We start from the raw sequence: 26765 nt of genomic DNA, 5'->3' as shown, positions 1-26765 counted from the left end.
GCTAGTCCGATGTTCTTCTCCCGGCTTGTACGGTGTCAGATCTAAGACATAAAGCGCAAGAATCAATGCCCCAGTTCTGCTGGGGCTTCTTATTTTAAGTGACCAACAACGCTTAAATCTTCGGACTGACTCCCGCTAACGCCTCTTCACTCTGCATCAGGGCGAAAAACGACTCCAGCTCTCGTAACATCATTGACGCAGCAATGGATAGCTGACGCTGCGGAGCCACACACAGCGACAAGGTAAAGGGCTTTAACACCGTGTCGATTAGCGGAATAAACTTCAGTTCACCCCGACGGTATTCGTCAACAATATCCAGCCAACACATCAGGCTGATCCCCACGTCATCACGTACTAAAGATCGCAGCATGTGGATGTTATTGGTGCGCCCCACTTCCTTCAGACGTATCCCGGAACTGTTAACCAGCGCCTCCAGCGGATCGGCCAACATTAAGGGCGCTGCGGGCACGATAAATGGCCAAGGTTCACAATGGCTGAAGCGAATCGACTCCAGTTCCGCCAGAGGGTGCTGACTGCTGACCACAATCCCCAAGCGCAGATCGGCAAATGACTTCACCAACAGTTCACGCGAACTTTGCGGATTGAGCATGATGCCAAAATCCGCATCACCGGCGGTCAGCGCATTGGCGATATGGATGTTGCTCATGGTCGTGAGCGTAAAGGAAATGCCGGGATACTCTTCGCGAATGCGTTGCAGAATCGATGAGAAGAAGCCGCGGTTAATGGCATCAATGGTGGCGATATGCACATGGCCATGGCGTAAACCACGCAGATCGTCCAACTGTGTGCAAACACGGCCAAACTCACGCTGCCAGTTTTTTGCCGCATTCAGCAGGATCTCCCCTGCAGCCGTCATACGTAATCCTGATGGATGCCGTTCGAACAGCGGCATATCAAGCTGTTCTTCCACCCTTAAAATCTGCCGGTCGATAGAAGAGGCAGAGACATGCAACACCTCGGAAGCCTTGCGCAGCGAACCCTGACGCGCCACTTCGGTGAAATAAATAAGAAAACGTGAGAAGGCGAACATAGTGGGTGCTCTCTTTTTTGCAACGCATCATGCGAATTAAACAGATGGACGCTTACACAACTGCAAAATAATAATCGCAGCCATGATAAAAACAAGGGTATGCGCGGCGTTAATGCTGAAGACAGCCCTGTTCAGACAGGCTGATTATGAAATCAACACACCTGGCTGTCACCGTCATCGCAAAGCAGTCCAACGGTGCTGGCAATCTATTACTGACGCTGGAAAGTACCAGCGCCCACCCCCTCCCGGCCTTCACACCGGGCGCGCATATTGATGTACACCTTCCAGCGGGAGGCATGCGTCAGTACTCATTGTGTTCAGCCACCAATGCGTCTGCCTATGAGATCTGCGTTCGTCTTGATCCCGCTTCCACTGGCGGTTCACGTTGGGTACATCAACAGCTCCTGATCGGCGACAGGTTAACCCTCTCCGCACCGCGCAACCACTTTCCGCTGCCGGATGCCCCCCGCACGCTATTGTTCGCGGCCGGGATTGGCCTCACGCCGCTGCTGGTGATGGCGGAAGCACTCTCCAAGAAACAAGCCGATTTCATGCTGCATCTCTATCTCAAATGCCATGATGAGCTGGCGTTTGCGGCGCGTCTGGCCGCACTGGGTGAGCGTGTTGTTATCCATTACAGCAGTGAAGGCGACAGCCTGCGTACACAGATCCCCGCCGATCTGCGCATGCCTGCAAACAGCGTCCTGGTGGCCTGTGGGCCCGCTGGCTTTATGGACAGCCTACAGCAACGGGCGCTGGAACAGGGCTGGCAGCAGGACCAGTTGCACAGTGAACGGTTCAAATCCGATAACGCCCCCATCACCGCAGGCGACAGCTTCGAGGTAGAAATTGCCTCTTCCGGCGCGCGTTTCATCATCGGTGAGGAACAAAGTATCGCCGAGGTGCTGGAAGCCGCCGGTATCGACATCGAACTCTCTTGCGAACAGGGGATGTGCGGTGCCTGCATTACCGGTGTTTTGGCGGGTGAACCCGATCACCGCGATGAAGTGTTAAGTCAGAAAGAGCGAGCTGCCAATGACTGCATCGTGCTGTGTTGCTCACGCGCACGTTCTCCGGTTCTGGTACTCGACCTATGAAAACCTATCCGGGTGCAACCGGTGCACGCTTACCCCGCTGGCTATTGCCAGACCATTGGCCAATGCAGAGCGACCAGCCCCAGTTGGCGACCTTACATTTTCATTCCGACGGCCTGCAATTTGCCCCTGATGAGGGGCAACATGCCGATTATCTGCCGCTCAATGGCGCACTGGTGTTGCCCGCACTGATTGAGCCGCATGCGCATCTGGACAAAACGTTCACTATTCAACGCAGTCCGGCGCAACAGCCTGGCTTGCTGGCTGCCATCACGGCAATGCATCAGGATCGCGTGCACTGGAGTCGTGAAGATCTTCAGCGGCGCACCCAGCAAGCTTTGCTCTGGGCGGTGGAGAGCGGAGTTGGCCTGCTGCGAACCCATGTCGACTGGTTCACCCCGGAAGCGCCGCTGGCGTGGCAGGTGATCGGCGAAATGCAGCATCCGCTATGTCGTATCGAACGCGTGGCGCTCGCGCCGCTGAGTTTCTTCGCCAATCCGGAAGACGCTCAGCATATTGCTACTCAGGTGGCAGCCAGCGGCCCCGGTGCGTTACTGGGCGGTTTTATTCACAGCAGCAACTGGGATGCACAAGCCTTCTCAAACCTGCTTGAGGCCGCCGAACAGCATCAGCTGGATATCGATCTCCACATTGATGAAGAGCTCAATACCGAGGCGCAAGGTATGCGGTGGCTGGCGAACACCCTGCAACGCCATCCGTTCAGCGGCCAGATTACCTGTAGCCACAGCTGCGCACTGTCACAACAGGAAGATGCGCTGCAGATCCTCGATCGGTTAGCCCAGCAGCGGGTAACCCTGATTGCCCTGCCGTTGACCAATTTGCTGTTGCAAGATGCAGTGCCCGGTCGCACCCCGCGCCAGCGCGGACTGACGCTGGTGAAAGAAGCGCAAATCCGAGGCATTCCTCTGCTGCTCGGGGCCGATAACGTGCAAGACGCCTTCTGCCCCCTCGGCAGTTATGACCCGCTCGATACGCTGTTCAGCGGCGTACTCAGCCTGCAATTGGGTGCCGCCTTTGATGAGGCCTCGCAGCTTATCTGCCGGGCCGAGGCTTTTTATCGCAACGATATGGTGATTTTTCCGCATGCCGATACCGCAAGTTGGCCACTGCGCCAGCGCCAACGCTATCGGCTTAAACAGGGCGTGCGTTATGGAGAAACAACAAATGACGCTTGATGAAGGTGCGGGTAAACCGCTGGCTAAATATGCGGCGTGGCGACGCGTCGGCGACTTTATTTATCTCTCCGGCATTATTCCGGTGAACCCGCAAACCGCGACGATCGTGCGCGGTTACGGCGATATCCCCGAAGCGGCCCAACAGCTGCTGGGGCGCAGCGGTGAATTCTCGACGGATTTCAAAGAAGGCCCGATTCTGGCGCAGAGCTGGTATGTGCTGGAGAGTATCCGCACCACCATTGAGAGCGCCGGTGGGCAGATGAGCGATGTTTTCAAACTGGTGCAGTACTTCCGCAATCTGGACCATTTCCCGCATTACAGTCGGGTGCGCAAACAGTTCTTCCCGGACGAACCGCCAGTCTCCACGGTGGTGCAGGTCAGTGAGATGCTGCCCAGCCCTGAGGTATTAATCGAAGTTGAAGCCACGGCGTGGTTGCCGCAATAACAAGAGGAAACAGTATGTTGCATGGTTATATTCCGGCAAACCGCTTTTTGCCGTATCTGAGCTGGACCGACATTGCCACCCTGGAAAACAAAGCCAACACGGTGATTGTCCTGCCTACGGGCGCTATCGAACAGCACGGCCCACATCTGCCTTGCGCAGTAGACAGTGTGATTTCATCCGGTGTGGTCGGGCATGCCCTGGCCCGTTTGCCCGCGGAGATCCCCGCTTACGCCATTCCGCCCATCACTTACGGTAAATCCGATGAGCACCTGCACTTTCCCGGCACGCTGACGCTGACGGGGGAAACCCTGCTGCACACCATTCTGGAGATTGGCGAATCCCTTTATCGCGCAGGTTTCCGTAAGTTTTTAATGGTAAATGGCCATGGAGGCCAGCCGCAGCCGCTGCAAATGGCGGCGCGCGAACTGCGCCTGCGTCATGGTGACATGATCATCATCATGCAGGACACCTTCAAAGTGCCGAACTGTGCCGAAAGCTTTATGGAAGACAAAGAGCGTCAGATGGCGATGCACGCAGGCCACGCGGAAACCGCACTCATGATGGCACTCGCACCGGATACGGTGCAGATGAGCAAAGCCGTCGCCAATTATCCCCCGGAATTCCCCTGCCCGACGCTTTCCGCCAACAAGCCGATGGCGGCGTGGGCTTCCTATGACTTCGGCCCCAGCGGCGTGATTGGCGATCCTCTGCCCTCCACCCCTGAGCAAGGGGCGGCCATCCTGGATTCACTGGCAGCAAGTTGGGCACAGGTGATTACCGAAGTGCATCAAATGACCTGGGTCACCCGCGCAGAACCCGCATGGGGTACCGGTCACTGGCAGGGCAAAATGCTAGACCACCACGACGCAGCATCACTATTACAACCGCGCTAAACGGGGATCGACGATGAATAAAAAATTGAGCATGGTTGCCGCACTTTCGCTGGCGCTGTCGGCCCAGAGCATGGCGGCTGAGAAATTTATCTTTATGACCAACTGGTATGCGCAAGCGGAGCATGGCGGTTTTTATCAGGCGCAGGCGCAAAACTTGTATAAAGATGCCGGTCTCGACGTCACCATCAAAATGGGGGGTCCACAGGTCCACACCATGCAGTTAATGGCCGCCGGTCAGGCGGACTGCATCATCAGCGATAACATGCAGGCGTTGGAATCCTGGCAGCAAGGGGTTGAAGCCGTCCCGGTTGCCACCACCTTCCAGCATTCAGCGATTGCGTTTCTTACCCATCCGGATGTGAAAGACAAAGCGGATCTACAGGGCAAGACCTTCCTGTTGGCGGCTGAGGCCTATACCTCTTATTGGCCGTGGGCGCAGAGCGCGCTCAATCTGAAAAACGCGCGCGTGCGTCCTTACACCTTCAGTATTCAGCCGTTCCTGGCGGACAACACGCTGGTACAGCAGGGCTATATCACCTCTGAGCCATTTGCGGTGCAGAAAGCCAATGCGCAAGCCAATGTCTTTCCCATCAGCGACTGGGGCTACCCGCCGTACGGCAACAGCATTGTGTGTATGAAATCGACCATTGAGAAACGCCCGCAAGTTGTGGCCGCGTTCGTTAAAGCCTCAATGCAGGGCTGGAAAAACTATCTGCAAGATCCTACCGCAGGCAATGCGCTGATCAAGAAAGAGAACCCGCAGATGAGCGACGAACAGATAGCCTTCGGTATTGCTCAGATGAAGAAATACCAGATGCTTACCGGTGGTGATGCGCAAACGGCGGGCATCGGCATCATCACCGAGCCTCGGCTGAAGCAAACCTGGCAACTGTTGGTGGATAACAAGCTGATCGATCCGGCCAAAGTCCCGTTTGCCGGTAGCTACACCTTACAGTTCATCAAAGACGTCAAGGTCATGCCATGAACACCGCCAGCAAAATGACGCTGATCGCGCCTGATAACCGACCGGTGCCGCTGCCTGCCGCGCCGCCGGCAATTGAAGTGCTCTCAGCCGAGAAAATCTACCCTAACGGGACGCGTGCGCTGCTGCCGGTGGATCTGACTATTCGTCAGGGTGAGTTTGTCTCCCTGCTGGGTCCTTCTGGCTGTGGCAAAAGCACCTTGCTGAAGATGATTGCCGGTTTGATTGAACCGAGCGACGGTAAGCTAATGCTGTTCCGCCGCGATCGCCGTGAGAATCAACGTGACCTGCCGCTCTCCTTTGTGTTTCAAGAAGCCACGCTGATGCCCTGGAGCAGCGTGCACAAAAACGTGCGCCTGCCGCTGGACTTAGCGGGCGTGCCGCGAGCGGAAGCCGATACCCGCGTACGGGAGATTCTGGAACTGGTTGGCCTGGGTCAGTTTGGTCATGTTTTGCCCCGCGAGCTTTCCGGTGGGATGCAGATGCGTGTTTCCATCGCCCGTGGTTTAGTCACGCGTCCTAAGGTGCTGTTAATGGATGAGCCCTTTGGCGCACTGGATGAAATCACCCGCAACAAACTGGACAGCGACCTACTGGATGTGTGGCAGGAGCAAAAACTGACAGTGGTGTTTGTTACCCACTCGATTCAGGAAGCGGTGTTCCTGTCGCAACGCGTGATCATGATGGCCGCGCGTCCGGGTCGCGTGGTCGATGACATTCGCATTGAAGCCAGCCAACCGCGTGATGATGAGTTTCGGGTCAGTCAGCTGTTTACCCAGTATGCGCAGTTGTTACAGCGCGGACTGCTGGCAGCCAGTCAGGAGAGAAAGTAATGAAACCGCTCGCAGCAAACCTCAAATTTCAACAGTGGCTGTTTCCGGCCGTGGTGGCGATTGCCATGCTGCTGTTGTGGCAGTTTCTGGTCACCGCGTTTAAGGTCCCTGCTTTTCTGGTGCCTTCTCCGCTGCTGGTGGCACAAAGCCTGGCGCAAAACTTTCCGTCACTGTTTATGTCATTGCTCTACACCCTGAAAATCACGGTGATCTCTTTTGCGCTGGCAACGATCATCGGCTCGATCATCGCGTTTTTGCTGGTACAAAATCGTTTTATCGAGACGGCGTTGTTTCCTTACATCGTCTTTCTGCAAGTCACCCCGATTGTCGCGATTGCACCGTTGATCATTATCTGGGTAAAAGACACCACCTTGTCGCTGGTGGTGTGCGCCACGCTGATGGCGGTATTCCCGATCATCTCAAACACAACGCAAGGTTTGCGCAGCGTATCACCGGGCCTGCTGAGCTACTTCAAGTTGAACCATGCCTCGCGTCTGCAAATCTTGTTACGCCTGCGTATTCCCTCCGCGTTGCCCTACTTCTTTGGCGCACTGCGCATCTCCAGCGGCTTGTCGCTGATTGGTGCGGTGGTGGCGGAGTTTGTGGCGGGAACAGGGGGCACCGATACCGGGCTGGCCTATCAGATTTTACAGGCGGGCTATCAGCTCAACATTCCGCTGATGTTTGCCGCCTTGTTATTGATTTCCCTGGCGGGCTTCCTGCTCTTTGCCCTGATGTCGTGGCTAACGCGCCGCGTATTGGCCGCATGGCACGAGAGTGAGTTAAGCCCGAGTTAATGCAAATGGGCGGATTCTTCACCGCCCAACACGCCCCACATTGATAGGAACACAACATGTCTGAACTCGATCGCCAGTCTGCACTGGCGGCGCTGGTCGCGGCGTTGCCTGAACTTGACTGGATTAAAGAAGCGCCGAAAGTTAAACGTCTGTCACGTGACTTTCACTGGTTCAGCCCGGTGCTGAAACCGCAGCTGGAAGAGAAGTTTGCCGAGCTGGCCGTCCGTCCACGCGATGAGAATGAACTGATGGCGGTGGTGGCCGCCTGTGCGAAGGCGCGCATCCCTCTTAATCTACGTGGTGGCGGTACCGGCAACTACGGGCAGCTCATTCCGCTGAACGGCGGCGTGATGGTTGACATGACGCGCCTGAACAGCGTGACGGCGATGGGCACCGGCACAGTGCGCGCGCAGGCCGGTATTCGCCTGGGCGACCTCGAAGCCCACACGCGCCCACATGGTTGGGAACTGCGCTGCATGCCCTCCACCTGGAAACTCGCCACCTTAGGCGGTTTATTTGGCGGCGGTTTTGGCGGTGTGGGATCGATTAACTATGGCCCGCTGGCTGCGCCGGGCAATGTGCTTTCAGTACGCATGATGACCATGGAAGAGACGCCGCGCATCATCACACTGCAAGCACCGGATGCGCTGCTGTTGCATCATGCCTACGGCAGCAACGGGGTGGTGCTGGAGATTGAACTGGCGTTGGCCCCTTGCCATGACTGGATCGAGCGTCTGGATACTTTCGCCGATTTTGCCTCTGCGATGGCGTTTGCCGATGCGCTGGCGCGTTCGCCGGGGCTGGTTAAACGCCAAATCGCGGTATTTGCCGCACCGGTGCTGGATTACTTCAGCGATTTAGCCGACGCACAGGTCAGCGGCCAGCACGGTGTCATTTCGGTCGTGGGGAGTGAGAGCGATCCCCTGTTGCCCGAGATGTTGAACCAACACCAAGGCCGCAACGCGCTGCATTTTACTGAAGGCGAAAACAGCGGTCATTCCCTGATTGAGTATTGCTGGAACCACACCACGTTACAGGCCCTGAAGATCGATAAGACCCTGACCTATTTGCAAACCGCTTATGCGACAGAGAATTATCATCAGCAAGCCTTAACGATGGAGGCTGAGTTATCGGATGAAGTGATGTCGCATATTGAGTTCCTGCGCGATATGAACGGAACTCTCACCTGTAGCGGCCTGCCATTGGTACGTTACACCAGTGAAGAACGCCTTAATGCCATTATGGATATTTATCGCAGTCAGGGAGTGAAAATAAATAACCCGCATGTGATTCATATTGAGGATGGTAAACAAGGCATGGTACGTGCCGATGTCGTCGCCATGAAACGCGCTTGCGATCCCCATAATTTATTAAATCCTGGCAAATTGCGCGGTTGGGAAGTACGTGAAACATTGCCGCCAGTGCATATTCCAGGCGTCAATTAATTAATATTATTTTATTTAATGCAAAGCTGAACGCTGGGTGATCACCTCACCCAGTGGGCGACGTTTTGCTTTCTTGAGACGGGTGTATTTAATTAGGGATCATGCAATGAGAGCACTAAAAAGTGTGGGATTAGTTGCGCTGTTTTTCCCCTTAGTGCCAGCAGCAATGGCCGCCACGCAGAGCAATATTAGCGATTGTCAGTACGATGCCAGCGGCGTTGACAGTTTCACCGATATATTTACCTGCGGGACAGTGAGCGGAAGTTTACGTACACTTTACTACTCCACACATAATGCGTATTTCTCCAAGGGTTTTAATCAAGACACCGTCAGCTACGGCGGCAGTGTGAAATATGAAACGGCACCGGTGTATGGTTTCCGCGCTGGCGTCAGTGCTATTTTTTTGCGCGGTATCGATCATCCCGATGAAGCCCATACCATCAGTGATATTGGCGACAACCAGACCAACGTTGGTGAGGCTTATTTAAGCTGGCAGCAAGAAGATTTTAAAATAACAGCGGGAGACCAGCGCATTAATATTCCTTTCGTGGGTGACTACGACTGGCGTATTACGCCGATTCTGTTCCGCGGTGTCGATGCCAATTATGGTGACAGCACCAATTATCTCCATGCCACTAAAGTCTGGCGCTATAAACCCTGGGGCGACGATCAGTTCCTGAATACAACGGCCTATACCGATATTGATGAGCGCACCAACGGCATGTGGGCGATTGGCGGTGGGCGCGGCATGCAGTGGGATAATAAAAAACTCACCGGACAGTTGTGGTATCAGGAATATGCTGATTATTCCCGCGTGGTGTATGGCGAAAGCCATTTACAGTGGCAGGACACGTTGTTCCAGCCAGATGTGGCAGTGCAGTTCATTCGCGGCACCAGTTTAGGCAAAGCGCTGGCTGGTGAGGTCAACAGCACCTCTTATGGCGCGCAACTCGCGTTAAGTTTCACCCCCACGTTGAGCTGGAAGCTGGGTTACGATCACATCGCGGCCAGTCCCAACAGCTGGGGTAACGGTTCACTGGTGGTGCCGTATGCGCATAACAGTTCATCGGGTCCCTACTTCGCGCAGCCGTTCTTCACCAGCACCCAAGATCTGGGCAGCGGTAACGCCTATATGACCAACCTGAACTACGTCCTCAATGAGAATCTCTCTCTGGGTACGCAATATTCGTTTATGGATTTGAAACCATCGGCACAGTCCGCGAGCATTAACCAGTCAGAATACTTGGTCTATTTCACCTGGGCATTCAGTGGCGTGCTGAAAGGTTTGAGTGTGACCGATTTTGCCGGGGTACAGACATCACCGTTGTATGATTCGCACTTCTGGCAGAACCGTTTGAGTTTGCAGTACGACTTTTAAAGACAAGCGCCAGCAATCTGGGATTGCTGGCTCCCTCATCAAAACGTGGCGTTCACCCCGACATTCCATGTCACTTGGTGGTAATCATTGTTACTGGCAACGGTAGATACACCTGCAAACGCATTGAACGTATCCCCCAGCGGCACATTCGCGCCTACCGACATGTCCAGCCAATTTTTATCGCCGGATGCAACCGTTCCCGCAAACGATGTTTGGGTTGATTTCAGTCCCGCACGCACGGTGGATTCGGTATCACCAAACTGATGATTGTAGGTCACTTGCGCCCAAGGATTAATCAGCCATTCCTGGCTATCAATACGCCAGCCGATCGCGCCAATCTGCGAATGCAGAGTTTGATCGGAAAAACGCATCGAAGTACTGCTGTTACCGTTCTCGCTGTAGCTTCCTACACGACCATAGTCCAGTGCATAGCTGGCAATCGGACCCGTAGTGATATAGCGGCCCAAGGGCAAATCCCAGCCAGTTTGCACACGCATGCCGAGCAATTTACCGCTGCTATTGGCCTGCTCAGTGCGGGTTGCCGGACCAATGTTGATACTGCGCTGAATGCTGTCGAAATCGAGATCGGCATAGTGTAAATCCGCGTTTATCCAGCCTTGATCAAACAGGGTTAACTGGCTGTAAAGAGCCACCAGATTGCCACGAAGCTTGTAGTCGTATTTTGACGAGGGTTCCATGCGCTGATTACTGTTGGAGAACAACAGGCCGGTTTGCCAGTTTTCGGTGAGCTGATAGCCAATACCCAGCGTCAAATTCGTGGTATTGGCATCCCCGTTCTGCCACTCATCCCCCTGATAATCAACATGCTGCCCGGCATAGCCGCCAAAGACCGTGAACTGACCGGCACTGGCCGGTTTTCGCCGCTGTTGCTGTAAATGTCCGTCCAGTGTGTTGTGCATATCCCGCGCCATCATCAGCGTGGATTGTGATAGCGCCGAGACCTGCGCGGGAGCATCGAGGATTGACTGGATATAGTCGGCCAGCATCGCATGGACTGCAGGACTGGGATGGAGACGATCGGCAAACAGATAGTTTTGTGCCGTACTAAAGCCGGCATCGGAAGATTGGCACTCATCCGCTGAGGTCCCGACCGGACAAGCCATACCGATAGTATTACTCAGCCCATACTGTCCAGGGTTGGCAATGACCTCATTAAATAATCCGGCGATATCCACGCGAACAATATTGCCTTTTAAGACTGCCAGTTGCGCCTCTTCTTGCTGGTTATAGCCATCGGATAAAGCTGTGACCTGGGTACTCAGTTCCTGCCAGGCTTTATAAAGTTGCTGCGCTAACGCCTCCTTTACGGCGGGAACGTTAGAAACTTGCCCCGCGGCTGCTGTGAAAGCGTCTAGTACCGCTTGCTGGCGTGCCGTCGTATCCGGTGTCGCCGCGTTATCCAGTGACTGGAATGCCGCCGCCGTCGCTGAGCTACCCAATGCGCTGAGCACCAACTGCACCATATAAGGTGTTAAGCCCAGCTGCGGCACATTTGGCACAATCACTGCGCCAGCCCCCGCATCCAACAATGTTTTCACTTGGGAGGCAGCAGAATTGGCGCTATTAGCGATGGTGGCGGTGGCCGTCAGCGGATTGGTTACCGCAGCAGCGATATCGTTGGCCCCGACCCAGTGAATGTACAAACCGTTGCTGTCAGCACGCCCCCCCCGTGGATTGCAAATACGCCGCCAACTGATCCTGAGTATTCAGTAAAGGATCGAGTGCCGGTACGGCCACCGCGCCCCCCTGTGCATAATTACTGCCGCCGAATTTCGATGCCTGTAAATTCTCACCCAGATGAGCCGCGAGAATTTCGTCATAAAGCGAGTGTTGCGCGCCATCGGCGGTGAAACGGCCAATGTTGCCACTATCACTCAGGCTGTCGCCAAACACGGTGAGACTATCCCACGCCTGTGCGACAGGTATTGAAGCGAGCGAAGCAGCCACAGCCATAGCAGAAAACGCGTATTTGCAGTTCTTCATCATCAACTCCGTGATGGCCAGACGAGAGCGTCTGGACACTAAAAGATGGGCTTACGCTTGGTCACAGCAGCAACGTAAGCCAGCAAAGTCGCATTAAATATGCGGAAAGGTGCAAAAGAGATAACAAGGACGTTTAAGGTTTAGACAGGGAGAGGCGTTAACACCAGTGACTTAAGTTAAATTTGTTAAGTCGCTCGTCGCCCCCAGAGGGTTTGCATCTTAATAATCGTTTCACTAACCCATTCATGCTTTTTCGCGCCTGGTGCCCAGAGTGTCACCAGCGTAAGGTGAAGTCCCTGGTGGCCGATCTCCGTGGACAGTGCCTGCACCAGATCCCATTTCTCTGCCTGAAAATGAATGGGTAAAAACCCCCAATCCTGTCCCTGCTCCATCAGGCTCTGCAACATGGTTCTCTCATTGATAAACAGCGATTGTCCCGAAATTCAGGCGATGTCGATAGCGGATCGCATCACCTATTAAACAAGGGGCGTTTATGTTTTGATGTCGTACTTAAAACCGTTTCCAGGACCGGATTAATTAAAGAGGTTTTCCGTGTAAAAGGCCGCTTTGTGCCGTTACCCGGCGATGGTGCGCACCATTTTGATGTGGAACTTTCGCATCGAATGGTCTAAAGAGAATATGGGGGCGCTGTCATGATTGCCCTCTTTTTAATCTGATGACATGCATTTTAATTAAATCTTTTAAACACTCCGCCGATAACTGAAGGTGCACAGTACGATACGAGCCAGCGCCGGTTCGTTTATGACAACATCAGGCAAAGCATAACCATTACAAACCCGACCTGCGCTCGCGCAAAGAGGCACCATCGCAAGGTGAAGTGTCCGGTTAAGGGAAATCCAGCGGAGCAGCTAAAGCTGCACGCCTTATGTTCAACGACATAATCTTGCCTGAGGTCACATATGTTTGGGGTGAAGAAATCCAGCCTTTCTCTGCCATTTTATAAAAGTGGCGATGTTATTAAGGATATCAATGCGATAAAGCAGCATGTGGCATGGATTGAGTTTTCGCCTGCAGGCGAAATTCTCAGCGCCAATCAGCAATTTCTCGACGTCACTGGCTACACGCTGCATGAAGTTCAAGGGCAGCATCACCGCATTTTTTGTAGCCCAGCCTATGCGCAATCCTCTGAATATTACGCTTTCTGGCAAAATCTGGCGTCAGGTGAGTCGGCAACCGGCATTTTTGAACGCTATAACAAACAGCGTCAGCGTTTCTATTTGAGCGCCACCTATTTCCCGGTGAGTGATGACAAAGGCAAAGTGTACAAGGTGATTAAAGTCGCCACCGACATCACCGAACGTCATCAGGAACTGGAACAAAAAGAGGCGGTGATTACCGCGTTGGATCGATCCATGGCGGTGATCGAATTTACGCCCGATGGCCATATCCTCACGGCCAATGCCAATTTCCTCACCCATATGGGTTATGAGCTGAAGACGATTGTCGGTCAGCACCATCGCCTCTTCTGTTTCGACAATTTTTATCGTGAAAACCCGGATTTCTGGCGCAAGATCGGCAAAGGTCAGCACTTTGTCGGACGCTTCGAGCGCAAAACCGCAGGTGGAGAGCGCATCTGGTTAGAAGCCAGCTATAACCCGGTGTTAGATGCAGAGGGCAAAGTCTATAAGGTAATCAAAATTGCCTCGGACATTACCGCGCGCGTTGAAGCCGCCAAGCGTGTGGCAGATATCGCCCTCACTACTTCGGGACAAACATCGCAAATCACCGATAACGCCAACGAAGTGCTGGAAGAGACGATTCGTAATTCTGGCTTGGTTGGCGTGCAGGTGAATGCGGCTTCAGAAATTGGTGTGCAGCTTAATGAATCAGCGAAAAGTATCAATGAAGTGGTCGAAACGATTAACTTGATCGCATCGCAAACCAATATTCTGGCGCTTAATGCCGCCATTGAGGCAGCACGTGCGGGTGAAGCTGGACGTGGCTTCAGCGTGGTTGCGGATGAAGTCCGAAGACTGGCGGCGTCGACCTCCAGCGCCACCAAGAAAATTACCCAAGTGGTGGAGCATAATGCTCGATTGATTCAGCAAATGGATCAACAACTGGAAGAAGTGAAACAGTTTGTGGTCACTGAACAGGATAAAATCGGCGTGCTATCACGCAGCCTGCGCGAGATTAACAGTGGCGTACACGAATTTGTGAACGTGATTCATCGTCTGGACGTGTGACATTACGATTTTTTGCGCGACAGTATAGGTTTTCTGGTCAAAGATTAAGCGTTAATGAAAATGGGTCGGCGACAACGCCTTAGGTCGCCCTCTCCAGAATGCGCTGAAGAGGGAATATGAACTCCACACTGTCGGATAAAAAACCATTAGTCGCCACCGGTGAATTTTTAGTCACCCTTTCTGCACCAGAAGCGGTTCTTCATGAAGGAGCACCGACTTCTGGCCGTCATACATTAAGCAAGACCTACCAAGGTGGATTACAAGGCCGTGCCAGCGGTGAAATGCTGTCAGCGGGTCAGCCGCAGAATGGTCAGGCTTCGTACGTCGCGATTGAATCGTTCACGGGTTCATTGGGTGGTCAAACGGGCGGTTTCTCCTTGGCACACTTTGGCGAGATGGATAATGGCAGTGAAATACTCAAGGTCAACATTGTGCCGGGTTCAGGTGACGGTGAGCTGACGGGTATTCGCGGCCATTTGCAAATACGCCGTGATGCTGGCAAACATTTCTACACATTAACCTACTGGATTATATGAAGTGTGCGCTCTAAGTTAACCCTTCACGCCGGTAAGTTAGGGTGCACCGTTTTACTTGCTATTGAACATAGCAGGACAAAGAGATGAGCGAGACAAGGAACACGTCCCAATGAAGAAACCATTTAAAATCCTCGGGGTGTCGGGAAGCCTGCGTAAAGCATCTGTTAATACAACCTTTTTACGCGCTATGCAGTGTCTATGCCCGGAGGGATATTCGCTCGATATTTATCCCGGTTTGCATGAAATTCCCCTGTTCAGCCCTGATGTGGATGAAAGCGGAGCACCTTCGCAGTCTGTTTTGTTTTGGCGTACGTCGCTACTTCGTGCCGATATGGTCCTACTGGCCAGCCCTGAGTATGCACATGGTGTCACAGGCGTGATGAAGAATGCATTGGACTGGATAGTCAGCAGTGGTGAACTTACCGATAAACCCTTGGCCTTTCCTAACCTCTCTGTCCGTACCGATCTCGCCTGGCAGCAACTGGCTGAGACGTTAAAAGTGATGGGGGGTCAATTAATCCAAGAATGCAGCCCGCACGCTTCTCTCTCGAAACCGCTTGTTCTACCTGAAATATCTGAACAAAAGTTACTCGAAAACAGAGCGGTAGTTGAGAGACTTCAACAGTTGTGGGGCAACATAACCGCACATCTGCAAGCCACGACCGTTAAGTCGTGACCGCGTTTTTTTATGCTCATCACATCATCTGCGGTTCGCGAATCGCATTACCCTTCGCAAAACGCGTCAAGCTGTATGGTGAGGCATCTGTATACAGCGGTTGGTTGTTGACCATCTGCGCACATAGCAAACCTGCGCCGGGGCCGATACCAAAACCGTGTCCGCTGAAGCCAGAAGCAATAAACAGACCCGGTACACTCGCCATTTCATCTATCACCGGCACCAAATCGGGTGTTGTATCGATCCAGCCACCCCACGCATGATCGACCTTGATCCCGTTGAGTTGAGGATAGAGCTTGACCAACATCTGCATCGCTTCCTGCACAATTGCATTGTCCGCTGCCGGGTCTAATACACGGATTTTCTCAAATGGGGAGATGCCTTGGTTGGACCAGGATCCTGCCGCCTCGGGGCCGTTAAAGAAGGATCCGTTAATACGCATCTTAAGTTTTTTAGCAATTTTGCTGCGAAACATCGGGTAGAACTTGGTGGCATAACGGATGTTTTGTGGTGCCAAATCAATCTGTCCGCGTCCCGACAACGCGACGGTGTAGCTACCATCCTGACGTCGACGGATGCACAAGCCACCCGCGCTGAGGCTGCCCTTAATCACTTCGGGCGCAGCAGTGGTTTTAAACGCCGAACCTAAAATATTCGCGGCAGGCAACTCGATACCGTACTGCTTGCAGAAACGCGAACTCCAGGCCCCGCCGCAGCAAATGACCCGATTGGCTTTTACCAATCCACGCTCTGTCCACACGCCGGTAACACGACCACCGCTGATATCAAGCCCGCGCACCGCACAGTTTTGATGCACAGATGCACCTAAATTCTTGGCACCGGTGGCTATCGCCGGAGCCGCCATTGAGGGTTCAGCGCGCGCATCACTCGGTGACCACACGCCGCCCACCCAAGGTGTGTCATCACCAATCCGATCGCGCGTCTCTTTCGCCGTCATAAGATGGCTGACGAATCCAATCTGTTTCGCCTGTTTTCCCCATGCTTCCCAGCGCGCGACATCAGTCTCACTCATTGTGCCATAGGTGATACCTTGGCGACTGAAGCCAAGGTCAAGGCCGATTTCTTCGCTCAACGCCTCCCAGCGCTGTAAACTGCGGATCGCCATTGGCAACTCGTACAGATCGCGATTTTGTTGACGAACCCAGCCCCAGTTGCGTCCTGACTGTTCACCGCCGATCACGCCTTTCTCAAACAGCGCAACCGAAACACCTTGCTTTGCCAGTTCATAACTCACTGAGGTACCGATAATCCCACCGCCGATAACGATGACATCGACAGCTGAAGGGAAAGTTTCGCTGTCTATAACCTTATTGATTTGAATGCGCATCTTGTTAAATCCTGCCAATTAAACATGTTGTCCAGGGAGAAGGTTGTAGGTATCCAGGGCTGGAGCATCGCTGTTTTGCAGCCGTTGTTTTCGCGATCCATTACCACTATGACTTTACCGAATATTTAAGTCACTGCCAGCCCGTGCATTTCTTCATTACAAAAGATTCTGCCAAAGGCGAAGTCAGAACCACGCGAATATTTTTTTTACCCGCAGATATACCTCTTCGTGCTTTTACACATTGCCATAATCTTGGGGTAAATCATCAACATCATGCGACTCATCAGCGCGTGAAAGACTTCACTCACAGGAAAATGACATGACAAAAGTGCAAAAAATTGAACAAGCCGCCGCGATTAAAGAGATGGAACCTTGGGGGACCGTAGAAGGCTTACCCGGCAGTGGCGCTATCGCACTCTCCGGTATCCAGAAAGTTATTCCAGGTAAAGAGGACATCGACACCGGGATTTTTGAATGTGCTGCGGGTTCGTATCGCCGTTCGGTAAAACAAGCCGAAATCATGCACTTCCTCAACGGCTCTGGATCTTTTACCCCCGATGGAGAAACCACCCTCACCTTCAAGCCGGGTGATTCATTCTTCTTTGAAGCCAATACAGAGGGGACTTGGGTAATCGAGTCCACGATGCGCAAGCTGTATGTGATTTTTGATGCCAGTTGAATCGAGTGCTGTTACTGAAGATGCGCAGCCATGCGCATCTTACAAAAATACTGTCTGCTAACCTTAGCCTCTTCCCTTATCCACCCTTTCTTCAGTCACACACTTAACAACGCACCCTTTCTCCCCCTCACTTAGCCCGTTCATCAACAAACGGGTTGACACAGATTTTACAAATCGAAATAATCCGCATACACCATGTATACTTCAAGTATACAAACAAACAAAAATGACAACGTTTATGGCAATGCGTTACGTCGCTGCAACAGCAGGTTTCCGGCGTAGCGGGCAATTCACTCTTTTCATCTACATCATGGAGTCTTGTTTAAATGGGTATTTCCAGAAGGAAATTGTTGGTTGGCACAGGAATCGGTGCCGGTGTGATTGCCGCTGGCGGTGGCGCAACGTTGCTGACAGACAGTGTGCCAAGCGATCCTGAATCGCTGCTGCGTATTGATGCGCTGCCTTCAGACGATCCTACGCCTGGCTGGTTCCATACCAGCCAAAAGCGCATTCCCAAACCGGCGCTGGTCGGTGATGCCAAAGCACCATGGGTGGTGATTGGTGGAGGGTTTGCCGGTCTGGCCGCGGCGCGTCGTCTGGCGCTGAACTTCCCTGACGATCAGGTGATTTTGGTCGAAGCGCAGCAGGTTGGTTTTGGGACTTCCGGGCGTAATGCCGGTTTCTTGATTGATGTGCCGCATGACATCAGCGCGCCGGACTACATTGGTGATAAAGCGGTCGCGCGTAACATCTTAAACCTGAATCAGACGGGTCAGCGTATCCTGAAAGACCTTGTGGAAGAACATAATATCACCGACGCACACATGCGCCATTCCGGTAAATATCAGGCGGCGGTGGAAGACAGTGGCATTGCGGTATTGAATGCCTATCGTGGTGGTCTTGAAGCGCTGGGTGAAAAGTGCAAACTGATTGAAGGTGACGAGCTGAAAGATATCTTCGGCACCAGCTTCTATCGTAAAGCGCTGTACACGCCGGGCACCATTCTGGTTCAGCCATCCGGCCTGGTGAAAGGCCTGGCCGATACCTTGCCAGCCAACGTCACTCTGTATGAAGAAACGCCGATTACGGCCATTGAGTATGAACCTCAGATCGTGCTGCATCATGCTACCGGACGCATTACCGCCGATAAGCTGATCCTCGCGAACAATGCGTTTGGCACCCACTTTGGCTTCGGTCCGCGCACGATTTTCCCTATCTTTACCTACGGTAGTCTGACCCGTCCTCTGACCAAATCTGAGCAGGACAGCATCGGCGGTGAAGATTTCTGGGGCATCATCCCGGCAGATCCGTTCGGTACGACGTCACGTCGCACCCACGACAATCGTATTCTGATCCGTAACAGCTTTAGCTTTAACGAAGATGGACGCCACAAGCCTGGCTTTACCGAAAAATATCGCCAGACGCATCGCCAATCGTTTGAGCGTCGTTACCCAACCTTGAAAGACGTGCCGTTTGAACACACCTGGGGCGGCGGTCTGGGCATGACGCGCAACGGCTCCAGCTTGTGGGGCGAATTGCGCAGGAATGTTTACGGCGCGCTAGGCTGTAATGGTTTGGGCACCGTGCGTTGCACCGCAATGGGCACCATGCTGGCCGATTGGCTGGCGGGCAAAAGCAACGACACCATTGATTATCTGCATTCGCTACCTAAACCAGAATGGAATCCACCGGATCCGTTCCTGACAATGGGTGTGAACTTCACACTCCGCCGCGGCATGCATAATGCGGGATTAGAGGCTTAATACGTCAACTGTACAGGTGGCCTCAGCGCCGCCTGTTTTAGGGGATCAATCAACTCTTGCCGTCCCATTGTGATCATCTAGAACGATGATCCTGTCTGCAGTCGCATGGTGCTTTCTCGGTGAGAAATGATGATGCGAGTGATGGCGAGTTGTTTTACCGCCTCATTGACACGCTTTTCACTTTCAACATCCAGTGCGCTGGTCGCTTCATCCATAAACAACAGCCCCGGTTTTTTATACAGTGCACGGGCAATAAAGAGTCGCTGCTTTTGCCCACCGGATAGCCCTTCCCCCAATTCGCCAATGAGCGTTTCATATCCCATGGGCAGCGCCATGACCACCTGATGGATAAAGCTCATCTGCGCACACTCTTGCATCCAGGCTTCATCTATCTCATCAACGAATCCACTGATGTTCTGTTTGATTGACCCTGCAAATAACTTATCGTCCTGCATGACACAGGCAATCATTGATTGGTAGTTATTCATCCCGAGTTGTTGGACATCAATACCGTTGACTTCAATTTTTCCGCTCACCGGAGTAAACAGCCCACAGAGTAACTTCATCAGTGTCGTCTTTCCTGATCCTGATGCCCCAACAATCGCCACACTCTCGCCGTGATCTACGGTGATGTTGAGGTCACGAAATGTGAAAGGTGCGTGATTATCGTAGCGATAACAAAGATCATGGGTTGTGATTGCAATTGGCTTAAATGCAAGCGGAGGAGCAAGCTCGGGCTGGCGATTTTCGCTTGGATGAAGCGCAATGTCTGCGATACGTTCATTATGCAAGCTAGTCATTCTAAGCTGTAACAGGAAAGTGGTCAGTGAATTGACGCGTTCGGAGAACTGGCTGCGAAATGCGCCAAAAGCAACAAACATGCCGAGCGTCATTTGATTACCGATAACCAAATGCCCTCCTATCCACAATATGACTATCTGATCACATGCCGCGATGAAAGTGTAAATTCCGCCAAATAACATATCCATCTTGCTGACTCGAATCTCGGTATTAATGTTGTCGATTTCAAGATTGAGCCAATGATTGCCGCGCCGAGTGGTCATTCCTTGCATTTTCACGGTAGCGATACCGTAGAGTGTCTCCATAAAATAGGAACTTGCACGTGCAGATTTAATTAATGACTCCTCAGATAACTCACGATAATAGCCATAGGTGGCAATCCTCATCAGCACATAAATTGTGGTAAACCCCACCACAATCCACGCTAACCATCCGCCGTAGAGACTCATCATCATCAGGACGCTAATGACCATGATACTGTCCATCATGGCGCCCACGATGCTTGAAGTGAAAGTACTTCGCAGTACATCGAGAGAACCAAAACGGGACTGGATATCGCCGAGTTTTCGGCGTTCAAAATAATCCAAAGGTAAACGGAGGAGATGCTTAAACAGTTTCGCCTGCCACTGCACATTGATCAGCGTAGCGAGAACCAACGATGACCAGCCGCGAAGCATACTTACCGCCGCCTGCAGCAAAATGAAGATCATAAGCCCACAGCAGATCAGCGTCAGTAATCCTGAATCGCTCGCGGGAATGGCATGGTCCATAACCAGTTGAGTGGCGATCGGTAATAAGAGATTGATGGTTTCAAGCACCAACGATAGGAATAATATTTTTCCTAAAGCGCGCTTAATGCCGTGTACACCGCGTATAAGTCTGCTGGCACTGAACTGATGGCGAGGTGCTTCAGCCCTGAAGGTGCTGTCTGGCCATGCTTCTAGTGCAACCCCGGTAAAACTTTGCGACAGGGTTTCTAAGGTCATCTTACGTCGGCCCATCGCGGGGTCATGTAACGTGACCTGCTTACCTTGTACCTTTATCAACACGACAAAATGATTGAATTCCCAGTGCAGTGCGCATGGTGTCCGTAAAGCACTCAGTTCATCAATATCAAGAGAGAGTGGACGAGTGGCCAGTCCTAATTGCTCAGCAATTTGCGCCAGTACACTGAGAGAGGAGCCCCGCGCCGAAAGATTAAATTGGTGACGTAAACTCATTAGATCAACATTTTTACCATAATGGCGGCAAATCATCGCCAGGCAAGCGAGTCCACATTCTGCAGATTCACTCTGCTGTATTAAAGGGGTATGGCGGCCCAGCTTAATATCCAACTTTTCGATTATGCGCTTAACGATTATTCTATCCATCAATCTGCCCCGTCGCACTTAGTTTTAAATCGTAGAGCGGTGAAAACATCCATTGATAGATACGTCTTTTTTCCAAAAATAATGTACTCTCTGCTTTCATACCATTCTCGAGACTAACTTCTCTACCCGAATAAAAAAGCGTCTGCTTATCGGGTTTGACAGTGACCTTATACCAAGTGCTGCGGTCAGTGAGGGAGGGTTTAGGCGCGCCATGCCATGTCAACATTTCTTGTGCTGACGCTGGGGATTTGGATATCAGTGCAATCGTACCCGAGAAGCGCCCAAACTTTTGTGAGGGAAACGCTTCATAATGAATATTGACGCGGTCTCCTACCAATAAATAGGGTATCGCATGATTGGGTACCCACATAACCAGCGCATAGAAGTCAATACGATGAGGTAATAACTGCACCAAACTCTCGCCAACATTGACCATTTGTCCCACAGTCACACTGAGTGAATCGATGCGACCGTCAGATAATGCCCGGACAATAATGCTATCACTGGCATCAATGGTCAGTAGCTCCTTTTGCCGTTCAAACCGCTGCAGCTCCATTTGATGGATTTGATTATCATAATCAGCAGATTGTATTTTCAACTGATTTTCCAGAGTGATAATTTGCAATGCATTTTGTTCATGTTGACCAGAGAGGCTCAATAAATTGTTTTTCTGCTGATAATACATCGCCACTTGGCTATTGAGTTGATCACGATTAATGAATCCCTTGCGTTGATAATCCCGATAGTTGTCCATGTCTTTTTTCGCAATCCGAATCCCCTCCTGCGCATGCTCCAGAATTTCACTGGAACGCTGGTAAGCCTTGACATACTGCACTCTCTGCCGCTCCAGCATTTCCTGAGTGTTTTTCTTACTGTTTTCTAGTCGTTGTATAATTTGATCAATGCGTGCTAGTTGTGACTTAACTTCCTGACGTTGATTGAGGCTCATCACACCACTTTGGCTGGTTTTGTTCACATCAATTTTGTAGATGGGCTCACCTGCCTTAATATTTTGTCCTACGCTGACATACTGTTCTACCACCACACCTTGCACGCTTGAATATAAAGACGCCGTTCGGGGATAGCTAGAAACCTCTCCTTCAACTTTAATTCTTCGGGTGTAATTTCCTGTTATGGAAAAGACGAAGAGCACAAAGATAAAAAGAACACTCACTGACATAACAAGCCACAAAGGTGTTCCCGGAATGGCAATAGCCCGCCCCTGCCAGATTTTATTATTAACAGCTTCCTTTCTGAATATCATAACAATCCCATAAAACAAAACACCAAGATAACGCTATCAACACCTCTCAACAAAGAGATTCGCTGGAAAGGTATTCTCTAATTGATGAAATAGCAAAGAAAGCCTATGGGAAAGCGTTTTTTTTGGAGGAGGATCACTAAGATTCGATTTCAATTATCTTATATTTTTAACTTAATGCGTAACAGCATCAAATAAAAAAACCGCATATTAGAGAAAATCTATTCAAATTATTTAAATGCGAGGTGTTTTAGCCATCTTGTCATCTAGTATTGTGTAAGCTGACTCCCTGTCGTAAAAGCAGTCATGATAATAGAACTACGCGGAATGGCGGTTGCTAAGTAACGAGTGTCGGCATTACGATAGCTAGAAACAGTTGAATAACATAATTATTACTTATATTAAACAATTAACGCTGATAACTACGATGAGATTTAAGCACCCTTTTCAAAATCAACTTTATCCAATAAATCAGCCAGTTGTTTTTGAAAAGGTTTGGAAAAGGGGGCTGCGCATAGCCAAAGTTATTCATAGCGACAAAGTTTAGGCCGTCGTATGTTACCTTCAAGCGATAGCAATAATAGATAAATTTGAACTGAAGCGATTAAGCCAATACCTTAAAATCAAGCTTCAATTTTAATCACCAGAAGCTACTCCGATGCAAATTCATGATGTCCTTACTCTCACTGTCGCCTCAGTCTGCGCGCTTTTTCTGACCAATGGCATAGCGGCATTTCGTACCGTCCTCAATTCAACTGATGATGAACAACGCAAAAAAATCAAAATAGGTCAGTTAGATATGACGATGCGCCGCTATATGACAGGTGAAGGGGTGGGATATATTCTCACATCCGCTTTAAGCATCATGGGATGGTTAATGTATATCACAGGTTAAAGCCTAAATAAGCTGTTGATCTCTTTAATGTTAAGTAAGCTCTGTTATGACTCCCTGCAAAGTGGCTGAGGATTTATGTCCTTTTGCCTCTGAACAGGATAATGCCTGGTCATATCTGATGCCTGTAGAGACGCATGTTCGTCATTTTTCCAGCGGCAGTGCCATGAGGTAATAGCTTTACTCTTTCCGTGCAGCAACCGTTCAACAGACGACTTGGGTATCCGAGGGCGCTTCCTGATCACGACAAAGGCAAGCCGGTCACCCCCTTCACCTCTTTCAATACAAACATACTCTGCATCTCTTTAATGCCGGGCAATCGACGGATCACTGACATGGCAAATTCTGCATAAGCATCCATGTCGGCAGAGACCACCTGTAATAAGAAATCGGCATCGCCACCAATGCTGTAACAGGACATCACATTTTCCAGCGCCGTCACTTCTGCTTCAAATTTTCTCGCTTCAGTTTCGCTGTGGCTGTCGATGGTCACGCGCACGAAAACCATCACATTTAGGCCAATCTTTCTCCGATTGAGCACGGCGCGATACCCTTGGATCACCTGATCTTCTTCGAGCTTACGCACTTTGCGCCAGGTGGGGGAAGCAGAGAGGCCGATGGCATCGGCGAGCTGTTGATTGGTAATACGTGCATCCTGCTGCAGATGCTCAAGAATTTTAACGTCTGTCTTACTTAAGCTCATAACTGGATATTCCTTTCTCTTAATTGAACGTTTTAGAATGGTTTATCCCTAATTCATCCTTTATTCAAGGTATTCAGCAAGCACTTTTCTCCTCAACTGCCACATAATTTTCCCTACCAGGCACAGTGAAATGCGCCGTGACACTGCGCGCCGGCAAGAGCCACGACCGACCAAGCGCTCGCGTGGTGGAAATTCTCACCCCTTATGGAGTTAATACATGCAATTTGATGCCAACCACCATCGCTGTACCATCGTTATCGATAACCAACTGCCTGCAGGGCTAGCAATGAATGCGGCCAGTGTTATCGGCATCAGTTTCGGTAAGCTGATTGAGAATTTAGTGGGACCGGACCGGCAAAGTGAGGATGGATTAAATTATCCCGGTGTCATTTATGCGCCGCTCCCTGTCTTGTTAGCCGAGGGGAACACTCTGCGTGAACTACAAAAGATCAGCAGCGCGGATACAGAGATTTTTGCCATGCCATTCAGCGCATTAGCACAATCCTGCAAAACCTATGACGAATACGGCGAACGTATCGCCAGCGCCATCAGTGACAATATTGAACTGGTGGCGATTGGCTTGATCGGCCCGAAGAAGAAAATCACACGACTGACGGGCAATCTGAAGCTTTATCGTTAAAGGTCCTGCCCTGCAGCAAACCAAGCCGGGGGCTGGCCGACGTAGCGCGTAAATGCCACGCTAAATGCACTCGCCGAGCGATAACCCACTCGTTCAGCGACATCGGCCACCGCCATGTTTTTCCCGCGCAACAAGTTTTTCGCCAGCGCCATGCGCCAGGTGAGCAGATAAACCATCGGCGCGACACCTACGGCTTCACGGAAGCGCACGAAGAAGGCAGATCGTGACAGCGCAGCGGCTTTGGCTAACTGCGCAACCGTCCAGGAATGTGCCGGGTTAGCGTGCATTTCACGGATAGCAGAGGCGAGGCGCTCATCTGCCAACCCGCGCATCACGCCGGGGGAAGTATTGCAGATGGGCATCGAGCGTAATGCCTCAATCAGCAGCAGTTCCAACAACCGCTCCAGTACGACATGACGTGCAGGACGCTGGGCGCGACACTCATCCATCACCAATTGTACTAAGGTGGCGAGGCGTGATTCACCGCGGATGTGAATAAACTGCGGCAACAGCGAGACGATTAAACCCGCGTCGGGTGCTCCAAACTGGCAGTAACCAATCAGCGTTTGCACCTCGGCCGGTTGCTGCAAGTCACCTATCCAGAATTCGCCGGGGCCCAGCATCTGCGGAAGCGTTTCCGGCGCATCGCTGGCGGGCGGCTCAGCACTGGTCATGCAGAACTCCCAAGCAGCCGGGATCAGCACAAAATCGCCCTGCTCAAGTGCGATGAGATCATGACCTTTCATCTTGAGCTGACCGCGGCCTTCCAGTACCAGACAGTAGAAAGGCTGTCCTGTTTCACTGCGATTTACACGCCAACGACCATTTGCGCGCGCGCGTTTGGAAAAAGCGGCCTGCGGCTGCAGCAGCGACACCATCTCCGCTAAAGGATCGATCATTATGGACTCCTGCGAATGAAACTTGGACTTTGCGTTGTAGTGAGTCCATCACGCTGACTCTATAGTGAGCGTCTACCCAATGCAATGCAGGAGTGAAAGATGAAAACGATTCTAATCACCGGTTGTTCTTCCGGCTTTGGTTACGCCACAGCGTGTTATTTTCTTGATCGCGGCTGGAAGGTGATTGCCACCATGCGCCATCCGCGTCCCGAGTTGTTCCCTGCGTCAGAACATTTGCGACTGCTGCCATTGGACGTCAGTAACGCCGAGAGCATCAAAAAGGCGATTGCCGAGGCAGGTGATATTGATGTGCTGGTGAACAACGCGGGCATCGGGGTGCTGACATCGCTGGAAGGCACGCCGATGTCGACGGTCCGCGAGGTGTTTGAGACTAACACGCTCGGCACTATCGCCATGACCCAGGCCGTGCTGCCGCAGTTCCGCGCTAAACGGAGCGGTACGGTGATTAACGTGACGTCAACTGTGACGCTGAAATCACTGCCGCTGCTGGCGGTGTACACCGGCAGTAAAGCCGCTGTGAATGCCTTTACCGAATCACTGGCAATAGAGCTACAGCCGTTTAACGTCAAGGTGCATTTGGTGTTGCCGGGCCTTGCGCCAACTACCGATTTTGGTAAAAACGCCATGCCACGTATGGAAGAGACCTTCTTAGCCGCTTATCAGCCGATGCTTGATGGGATCATGGCGGGAATGCAGCAACCTCAACCCACCACCAAAGCTGAAGATGTTGCCGCTGCCGTGTGGCAAGCCGCTACCGACCCGAACGCACCGATGCGAATTCCGGCAGGGGAAGATGCAGTGGCCGTGGCGAATGAAGTAGGTTATTGATAAAACTTCAGAGATGCCCTTTT

23 protein-coding genes and 2 pseudogenes are annotated in these 26765 nt (G+C 51.8%); 17 read left to right on the top strand and 8 right to left on the bottom strand.

Annotated features, from left to right (window positions below; all coding sequences use genetic code 11):
- Positions 1–112: 112 nt before the first annotated feature.
- On the bottom strand, positions 113–1051 hold the full coding sequence (locus HA51_RS00850) for a LysR family transcriptional regulator (protein WP_084931244.1): 939 nt from the start codon (positions 1049–1051) through the stop codon (positions 113–115).
- Between the two features lie 146 nt (positions 1052–1197).
- On the opposite strand from HA51_RS00850, the gene HA51_RS00845 reads away from it, so the two are divergent.
- The 9 genes from HA51_RS00845 to HA51_RS00805 all read left to right on the top strand — a co-directional run bounded on the left by HA51_RS00845 (position 1198) and on the right by HA51_RS00805 (position 10114).
- Positions 1198–2148, top strand: a complete 951-nt coding sequence (locus HA51_RS00845) for a PDR/VanB family oxidoreductase (RefSeq protein WP_211282878.1) — start codon at positions 1198–1200, stop codon at positions 2146–2148.
- The gene (locus tag HA51_RS00840; RefSeq protein WP_084931240.1) at positions 2145–3341 is read left to right on the top strand and encodes an amidohydrolase family protein; all 1197 of its coding nucleotides are present in this window, start codon (positions 2145–2147) and stop codon (positions 3339–3341) included. The genes HA51_RS00845 and HA51_RS00840 overlap by 4 nt, the downstream gene beginning before the upstream one ends.
- A complete protein-coding gene (locus HA51_RS00835; RefSeq protein WP_084931238.1) occupies positions 3331–3786 on the top strand; it encodes a RidA family protein in 456 nt (151 codons plus the stop codon). The genes HA51_RS00840 and HA51_RS00835 overlap by 11 nt, the downstream gene beginning before the upstream one ends.
- Before the next feature lie 14 nt (positions 3787–3800).
- A complete protein-coding gene (locus HA51_RS00830) occupies positions 3801–4679 on the top strand; it encodes a creatininase family protein (RefSeq protein WP_084931235.1) in 879 nt (292 codons plus the stop codon).
- A 13-nt stretch (positions 4680–4692) separates the two neighbouring features.
- A complete protein-coding gene (locus HA51_RS00825) occupies positions 4693–5664 on the top strand; it encodes an ABC transporter substrate-binding protein (protein ID WP_084931232.1) in 972 nt (323 codons plus the stop codon).
- Positions 5661–6494 carry an ABC transporter ATP-binding protein gene (locus tag HA51_RS00820; protein WP_084931230.1) on the top strand — a complete coding sequence of 278 codons (834 nt, stop codon included), beginning with the start codon at positions 5661–5663 and terminating at the stop codon, positions 6492–6494. The genes HA51_RS00825 and HA51_RS00820 overlap by 4 nt, the downstream gene beginning before the upstream one ends.
- The gene (locus HA51_RS00815; RefSeq protein WP_084931227.1) at positions 6494–7291 is read left to right on the top strand and encodes an ABC transporter permease; all 798 of its coding nucleotides are present in this window, start codon (positions 6494–6496) and stop codon (positions 7289–7291) included. The genes HA51_RS00820 and HA51_RS00815 overlap by 1 nt, the downstream gene beginning before the upstream one ends.
- A gap of 56 nt (positions 7292–7347) precedes the next feature.
- Complete coding sequence (locus HA51_RS00810) at positions 7348–8736, top strand: FAD-binding oxidoreductase (protein ID WP_084931225.1); 1389 nt, start codon at positions 7348–7350, stop codon at positions 8734–8736.
- A gap of 106 nt (positions 8737–8842) precedes the next feature.
- The gene (locus HA51_RS00805) at positions 8843–10114 is read left to right on the top strand and encodes a TonB-dependent receptor (protein WP_084931223.1); all 1272 of its coding nucleotides are present in this window, start codon (positions 8843–8845) and stop codon (positions 10112–10114) included.
- 38 nt (positions 10115–10152) lie between these two features.
- On the opposite strand, the pseudogene HA51_RS00800 reads toward HA51_RS00805, so the two are convergent.
- Together HA51_RS00800 and HA51_RS00795 are read right to left on the bottom strand one after the other, a co-directional pair.
- Positions 10153–12118: pseudogene (locus tag HA51_RS00800) on the bottom strand (autotransporter outer membrane beta-barrel domain-containing protein).
- Between the two features lie 185 nt (positions 12119–12303).
- Complete coding sequence (locus HA51_RS00795; RefSeq protein WP_084931221.1) at positions 12304–12525, bottom strand: hypothetical protein; 222 nt, start codon at positions 12523–12525, stop codon at positions 12304–12306.
- A gap of 513 nt (positions 12526–13038) precedes the next feature.
- On the opposite strand from HA51_RS00795, the gene HA51_RS00790 reads away from it, so the two are divergent.
- The 3 genes from HA51_RS00790 (at position 13039) to HA51_RS00780 (ending at position 15537) form a co-directional block, all read left to right on the top strand.
- Positions 13039–14325, top strand: coding sequence for a methyl-accepting chemotaxis protein (locus HA51_RS00790; RefSeq protein ID WP_084931218.1), 1287 nt, complete (start codon positions 13039–13041; stop codon positions 14323–14325).
- A 116-nt stretch (positions 14326–14441) separates the two neighbouring features.
- The gene (locus HA51_RS00785) at positions 14442–14861 is read left to right on the top strand and encodes a DUF3224 domain-containing protein (protein ID WP_084931215.1); all 420 of its coding nucleotides are present in this window, start codon (positions 14442–14444) and stop codon (positions 14859–14861) included.
- 109 nt (positions 14862–14970) lie between these two features.
- Positions 14971–15537: an NADPH-dependent FMN reductase gene (locus HA51_RS00780; RefSeq protein ID WP_084931214.1), complete on the top strand. Its 567-nt coding sequence runs from the start codon at positions 14971–14973 to the stop codon at positions 15535–15537.
- A 19-nt stretch (positions 15538–15556) separates the two neighbouring features.
- Here the strand turns inward: HA51_RS00780 and HA51_RS00775 are convergent, their stop codons facing one another.
- Positions 15557–16885 (bottom strand): NAD(P)/FAD-dependent oxidoreductase, encoded by a 1329-nt coding sequence (locus HA51_RS00775; RefSeq protein WP_084931213.1) that lies wholly within the window; start codon positions 16883–16885, stop codon positions 15557–15559.
- Positions 16886–17204: 319 nt separating this feature from the next.
- Between HA51_RS00775 and HA51_RS00770 the strand changes: the two genes are divergently transcribed.
- A complete protein-coding gene (locus HA51_RS00770; RefSeq protein WP_084931212.1) occupies positions 17205–17564 on the top strand; it encodes a cupin domain-containing protein in 360 nt (119 codons plus the stop codon).
- Between the two features lie 326 nt (positions 17565–17890).
- Positions 17891–19327: an NAD(P)/FAD-dependent oxidoreductase gene (locus HA51_RS00765; protein WP_211282877.1), complete on the top strand. Its 1437-nt coding sequence runs from the start codon at positions 17891–17893 to the stop codon at positions 19325–19327.
- 45 nt (positions 19328–19372) lie between these two features.
- Here the strand turns inward: HA51_RS00765 and HA51_RS00760 are convergent.
- Positions 19373–21498, bottom strand: a pseudogene (locus HA51_RS00760) (peptidase domain-containing ABC transporter).
- Positions 21491–22759 (bottom strand): HlyD family secretion protein, encoded by a 1269-nt coding sequence (locus HA51_RS00755; protein ID WP_084932007.1) that lies wholly within the window; start codon positions 22757–22759, stop codon positions 21491–21493. The pseudogene HA51_RS00760 and the gene HA51_RS00755 overlap by 8 nt, the downstream one beginning before the upstream one ends.
- A 658-nt stretch (positions 22760–23417) precedes the next feature.
- Here HA51_RS00755 and HA51_RS00750 point away from each other — a divergent pair.
- Positions 23418–23654: a hypothetical protein gene (locus HA51_RS00750; protein ID WP_084931211.1), complete on the top strand. Its 237-nt coding sequence runs from the start codon at positions 23418–23420 to the stop codon at positions 23652–23654.
- Between the two features lie 238 nt (positions 23655–23892).
- Here HA51_RS00750 and HA51_RS00745 read toward each other — a convergent pair whose 3' ends face one another.
- Entirely contained in the window at positions 23893–24354 is a 462-nt protein-coding gene (locus tag HA51_RS00745) for an Lrp/AsnC family transcriptional regulator (RefSeq protein ID WP_084931210.1), read from the bottom strand.
- A 217-nt stretch (positions 24355–24571) separates the two neighbouring features.
- Between HA51_RS00745 and HA51_RS00740 the strand changes: the two genes are divergently transcribed.
- Positions 24572–24994 (top strand): DUF2000 domain-containing protein, encoded by a 423-nt coding sequence (locus HA51_RS00740; RefSeq protein ID WP_084931209.1) that lies wholly within the window; start codon positions 24572–24574, stop codon positions 24992–24994.
- Here the strand turns inward: HA51_RS00740 and HA51_RS00735 are convergent.
- Positions 24991–25893 (bottom strand): AraC family transcriptional regulator, encoded by a 903-nt coding sequence (locus tag HA51_RS00735; protein ID WP_084931208.1) that lies wholly within the window; start codon positions 25891–25893, stop codon positions 24991–24993. The genes HA51_RS00740 and HA51_RS00735 overlap by 4 nt on opposite strands.
- A 99-nt stretch (positions 25894–25992) precedes the next feature.
- On the opposite strand from HA51_RS00735, the gene HA51_RS00730 reads away from it, so the two are divergent.
- Positions 25993–26742: an SDR family oxidoreductase gene (locus HA51_RS00730; protein ID WP_084931207.1), complete on the top strand. Its 750-nt coding sequence runs from the start codon at positions 25993–25995 to the stop codon at positions 26740–26742.
- Positions 26743–26765 lie beyond the last annotated feature (23 nt).

This window comes from Pantoea rwandensis (assembly GCF_002095475.1).
In the GTDB taxonomy this organism is placed as follows: domain Bacteria; phylum Pseudomonadota; class Gammaproteobacteria; order Enterobacterales; family Enterobacteriaceae; genus Pantoea; species Pantoea rwandensis.
Note: the sequence above shows the minus strand (reverse complement) of the source record. Positions and strands in the feature narration are given on the sequence as shown.

Bases quoted from the DNA above. Each gene is read 5' to 3' on its own strand.
- HA51_RS00820 (WP_084931230.1), top strand. From the start codon at position 5,661: ATGAACACCGCCAGCAAAATGACGCTGATCGCGCCTGATAACCGACCG.
- HA51_RS00745 (WP_084931210.1), bottom strand. From the start codon at position 24,354: ATGAGCTTAAGTAAGACAGACGTTAAAATTCTTGAGCATCTGCAGCAG.
- HA51_RS00830 (WP_084931235.1), top strand. From the start codon at position 3,801: ATGTTGCATGGTTATATTCCGGCAAACCGCTTTTTGCCGTATCTGAGC.
- HA51_RS00750 (WP_084931211.1), top strand. From the start codon at position 23,418: ATGCAAATTCATGATGTCCTTACTCTCACTGTCGCCTCAGTCTGCGCG.
- HA51_RS00815 (WP_084931227.1), top strand. From the start codon at position 6,494: ATGAAACCGCTCGCAGCAAACCTCAAATTTCAACAGTGGCTGTTTCCG.
- HA51_RS00850 (WP_084931244.1), bottom strand. From the start codon at position 1,051: ATGTTCGCCTTCTCACGTTTTCTTATTTATTTCACCGAAGTGGCGCGT.
- HA51_RS00805 (WP_084931223.1), top strand. From the start codon at position 8,843: ATGAGAGCACTAAAAAGTGTGGGATTAGTTGCGCTGTTTTTCCCCTTA.
- HA51_RS00770 (WP_084931212.1), top strand. From the start codon at position 17,205: ATGACAAAAGTGCAAAAAATTGAACAAGCCGCCGCGATTAAAGAGATG.
- HA51_RS00790 (WP_084931218.1), top strand. From the start codon at position 13,039: ATGTTTGGGGTGAAGAAATCCAGCCTTTCTCTGCCATTTTATAAAAGT.
- HA51_RS00795 (WP_084931221.1), bottom strand. From the start codon at position 12,525: ATGTTGCAGAGCCTGATGGAGCAGGGACAGGATTGGGGGTTTTTACCC.
- HA51_RS00780 (WP_084931214.1), top strand. From the start codon at position 14,971: ATGAAGAAACCATTTAAAATCCTCGGGGTGTCGGGAAGCCTGCGTAAA.
- HA51_RS00735 (WP_084931208.1), bottom strand. From the start codon at position 25,893: ATGATCGATCCTTTAGCGGAGATGGTGTCGCTGCTGCAGCCGCAGGCC.
- HA51_RS00845 (WP_211282878.1), top strand. From the start codon at position 1,198: ATGAAATCAACACACCTGGCTGTCACCGTCATCGCAAAGCAGTCCAAC.
- HA51_RS00825 (WP_084931232.1), top strand. From the start codon at position 4,693: ATGAATAAAAAATTGAGCATGGTTGCCGCACTTTCGCTGGCGCTGTCG.
- HA51_RS00775 (WP_084931213.1), bottom strand. From the start codon at position 16,885: ATGCGCATTCAAATCAATAAGGTTATAGACAGCGAAACTTTCCCTTCA.
- HA51_RS00835 (WP_084931238.1), top strand. From the start codon at position 3,331: ATGACGCTTGATGAAGGTGCGGGTAAACCGCTGGCTAAATATGCGGCG.
- HA51_RS00810 (WP_084931225.1), top strand. From the start codon at position 7,348: ATGTCTGAACTCGATCGCCAGTCTGCACTGGCGGCGCTGGTCGCGGCG.
- HA51_RS00740 (WP_084931209.1), top strand. From the start codon at position 24,572: ATGCAATTTGATGCCAACCACCATCGCTGTACCATCGTTATCGATAAC.
- HA51_RS00765 (WP_211282877.1), top strand. From the start codon at position 17,891: ATGGGTATTTCCAGAAGGAAATTGTTGGTTGGCACAGGAATCGGTGCC.
- HA51_RS00840 (WP_084931240.1), top strand. From the start codon at position 2,145: ATGAAAACCTATCCGGGTGCAACCGGTGCACGCTTACCCCGCTGGCTA.
- HA51_RS00785 (WP_084931215.1), top strand. From the start codon at position 14,442: ATGAACTCCACACTGTCGGATAAAAAACCATTAGTCGCCACCGGTGAA.
- HA51_RS00730 (WP_084931207.1), top strand. From the start codon at position 25,993: ATGAAAACGATTCTAATCACCGGTTGTTCTTCCGGCTTTGGTTACGCC.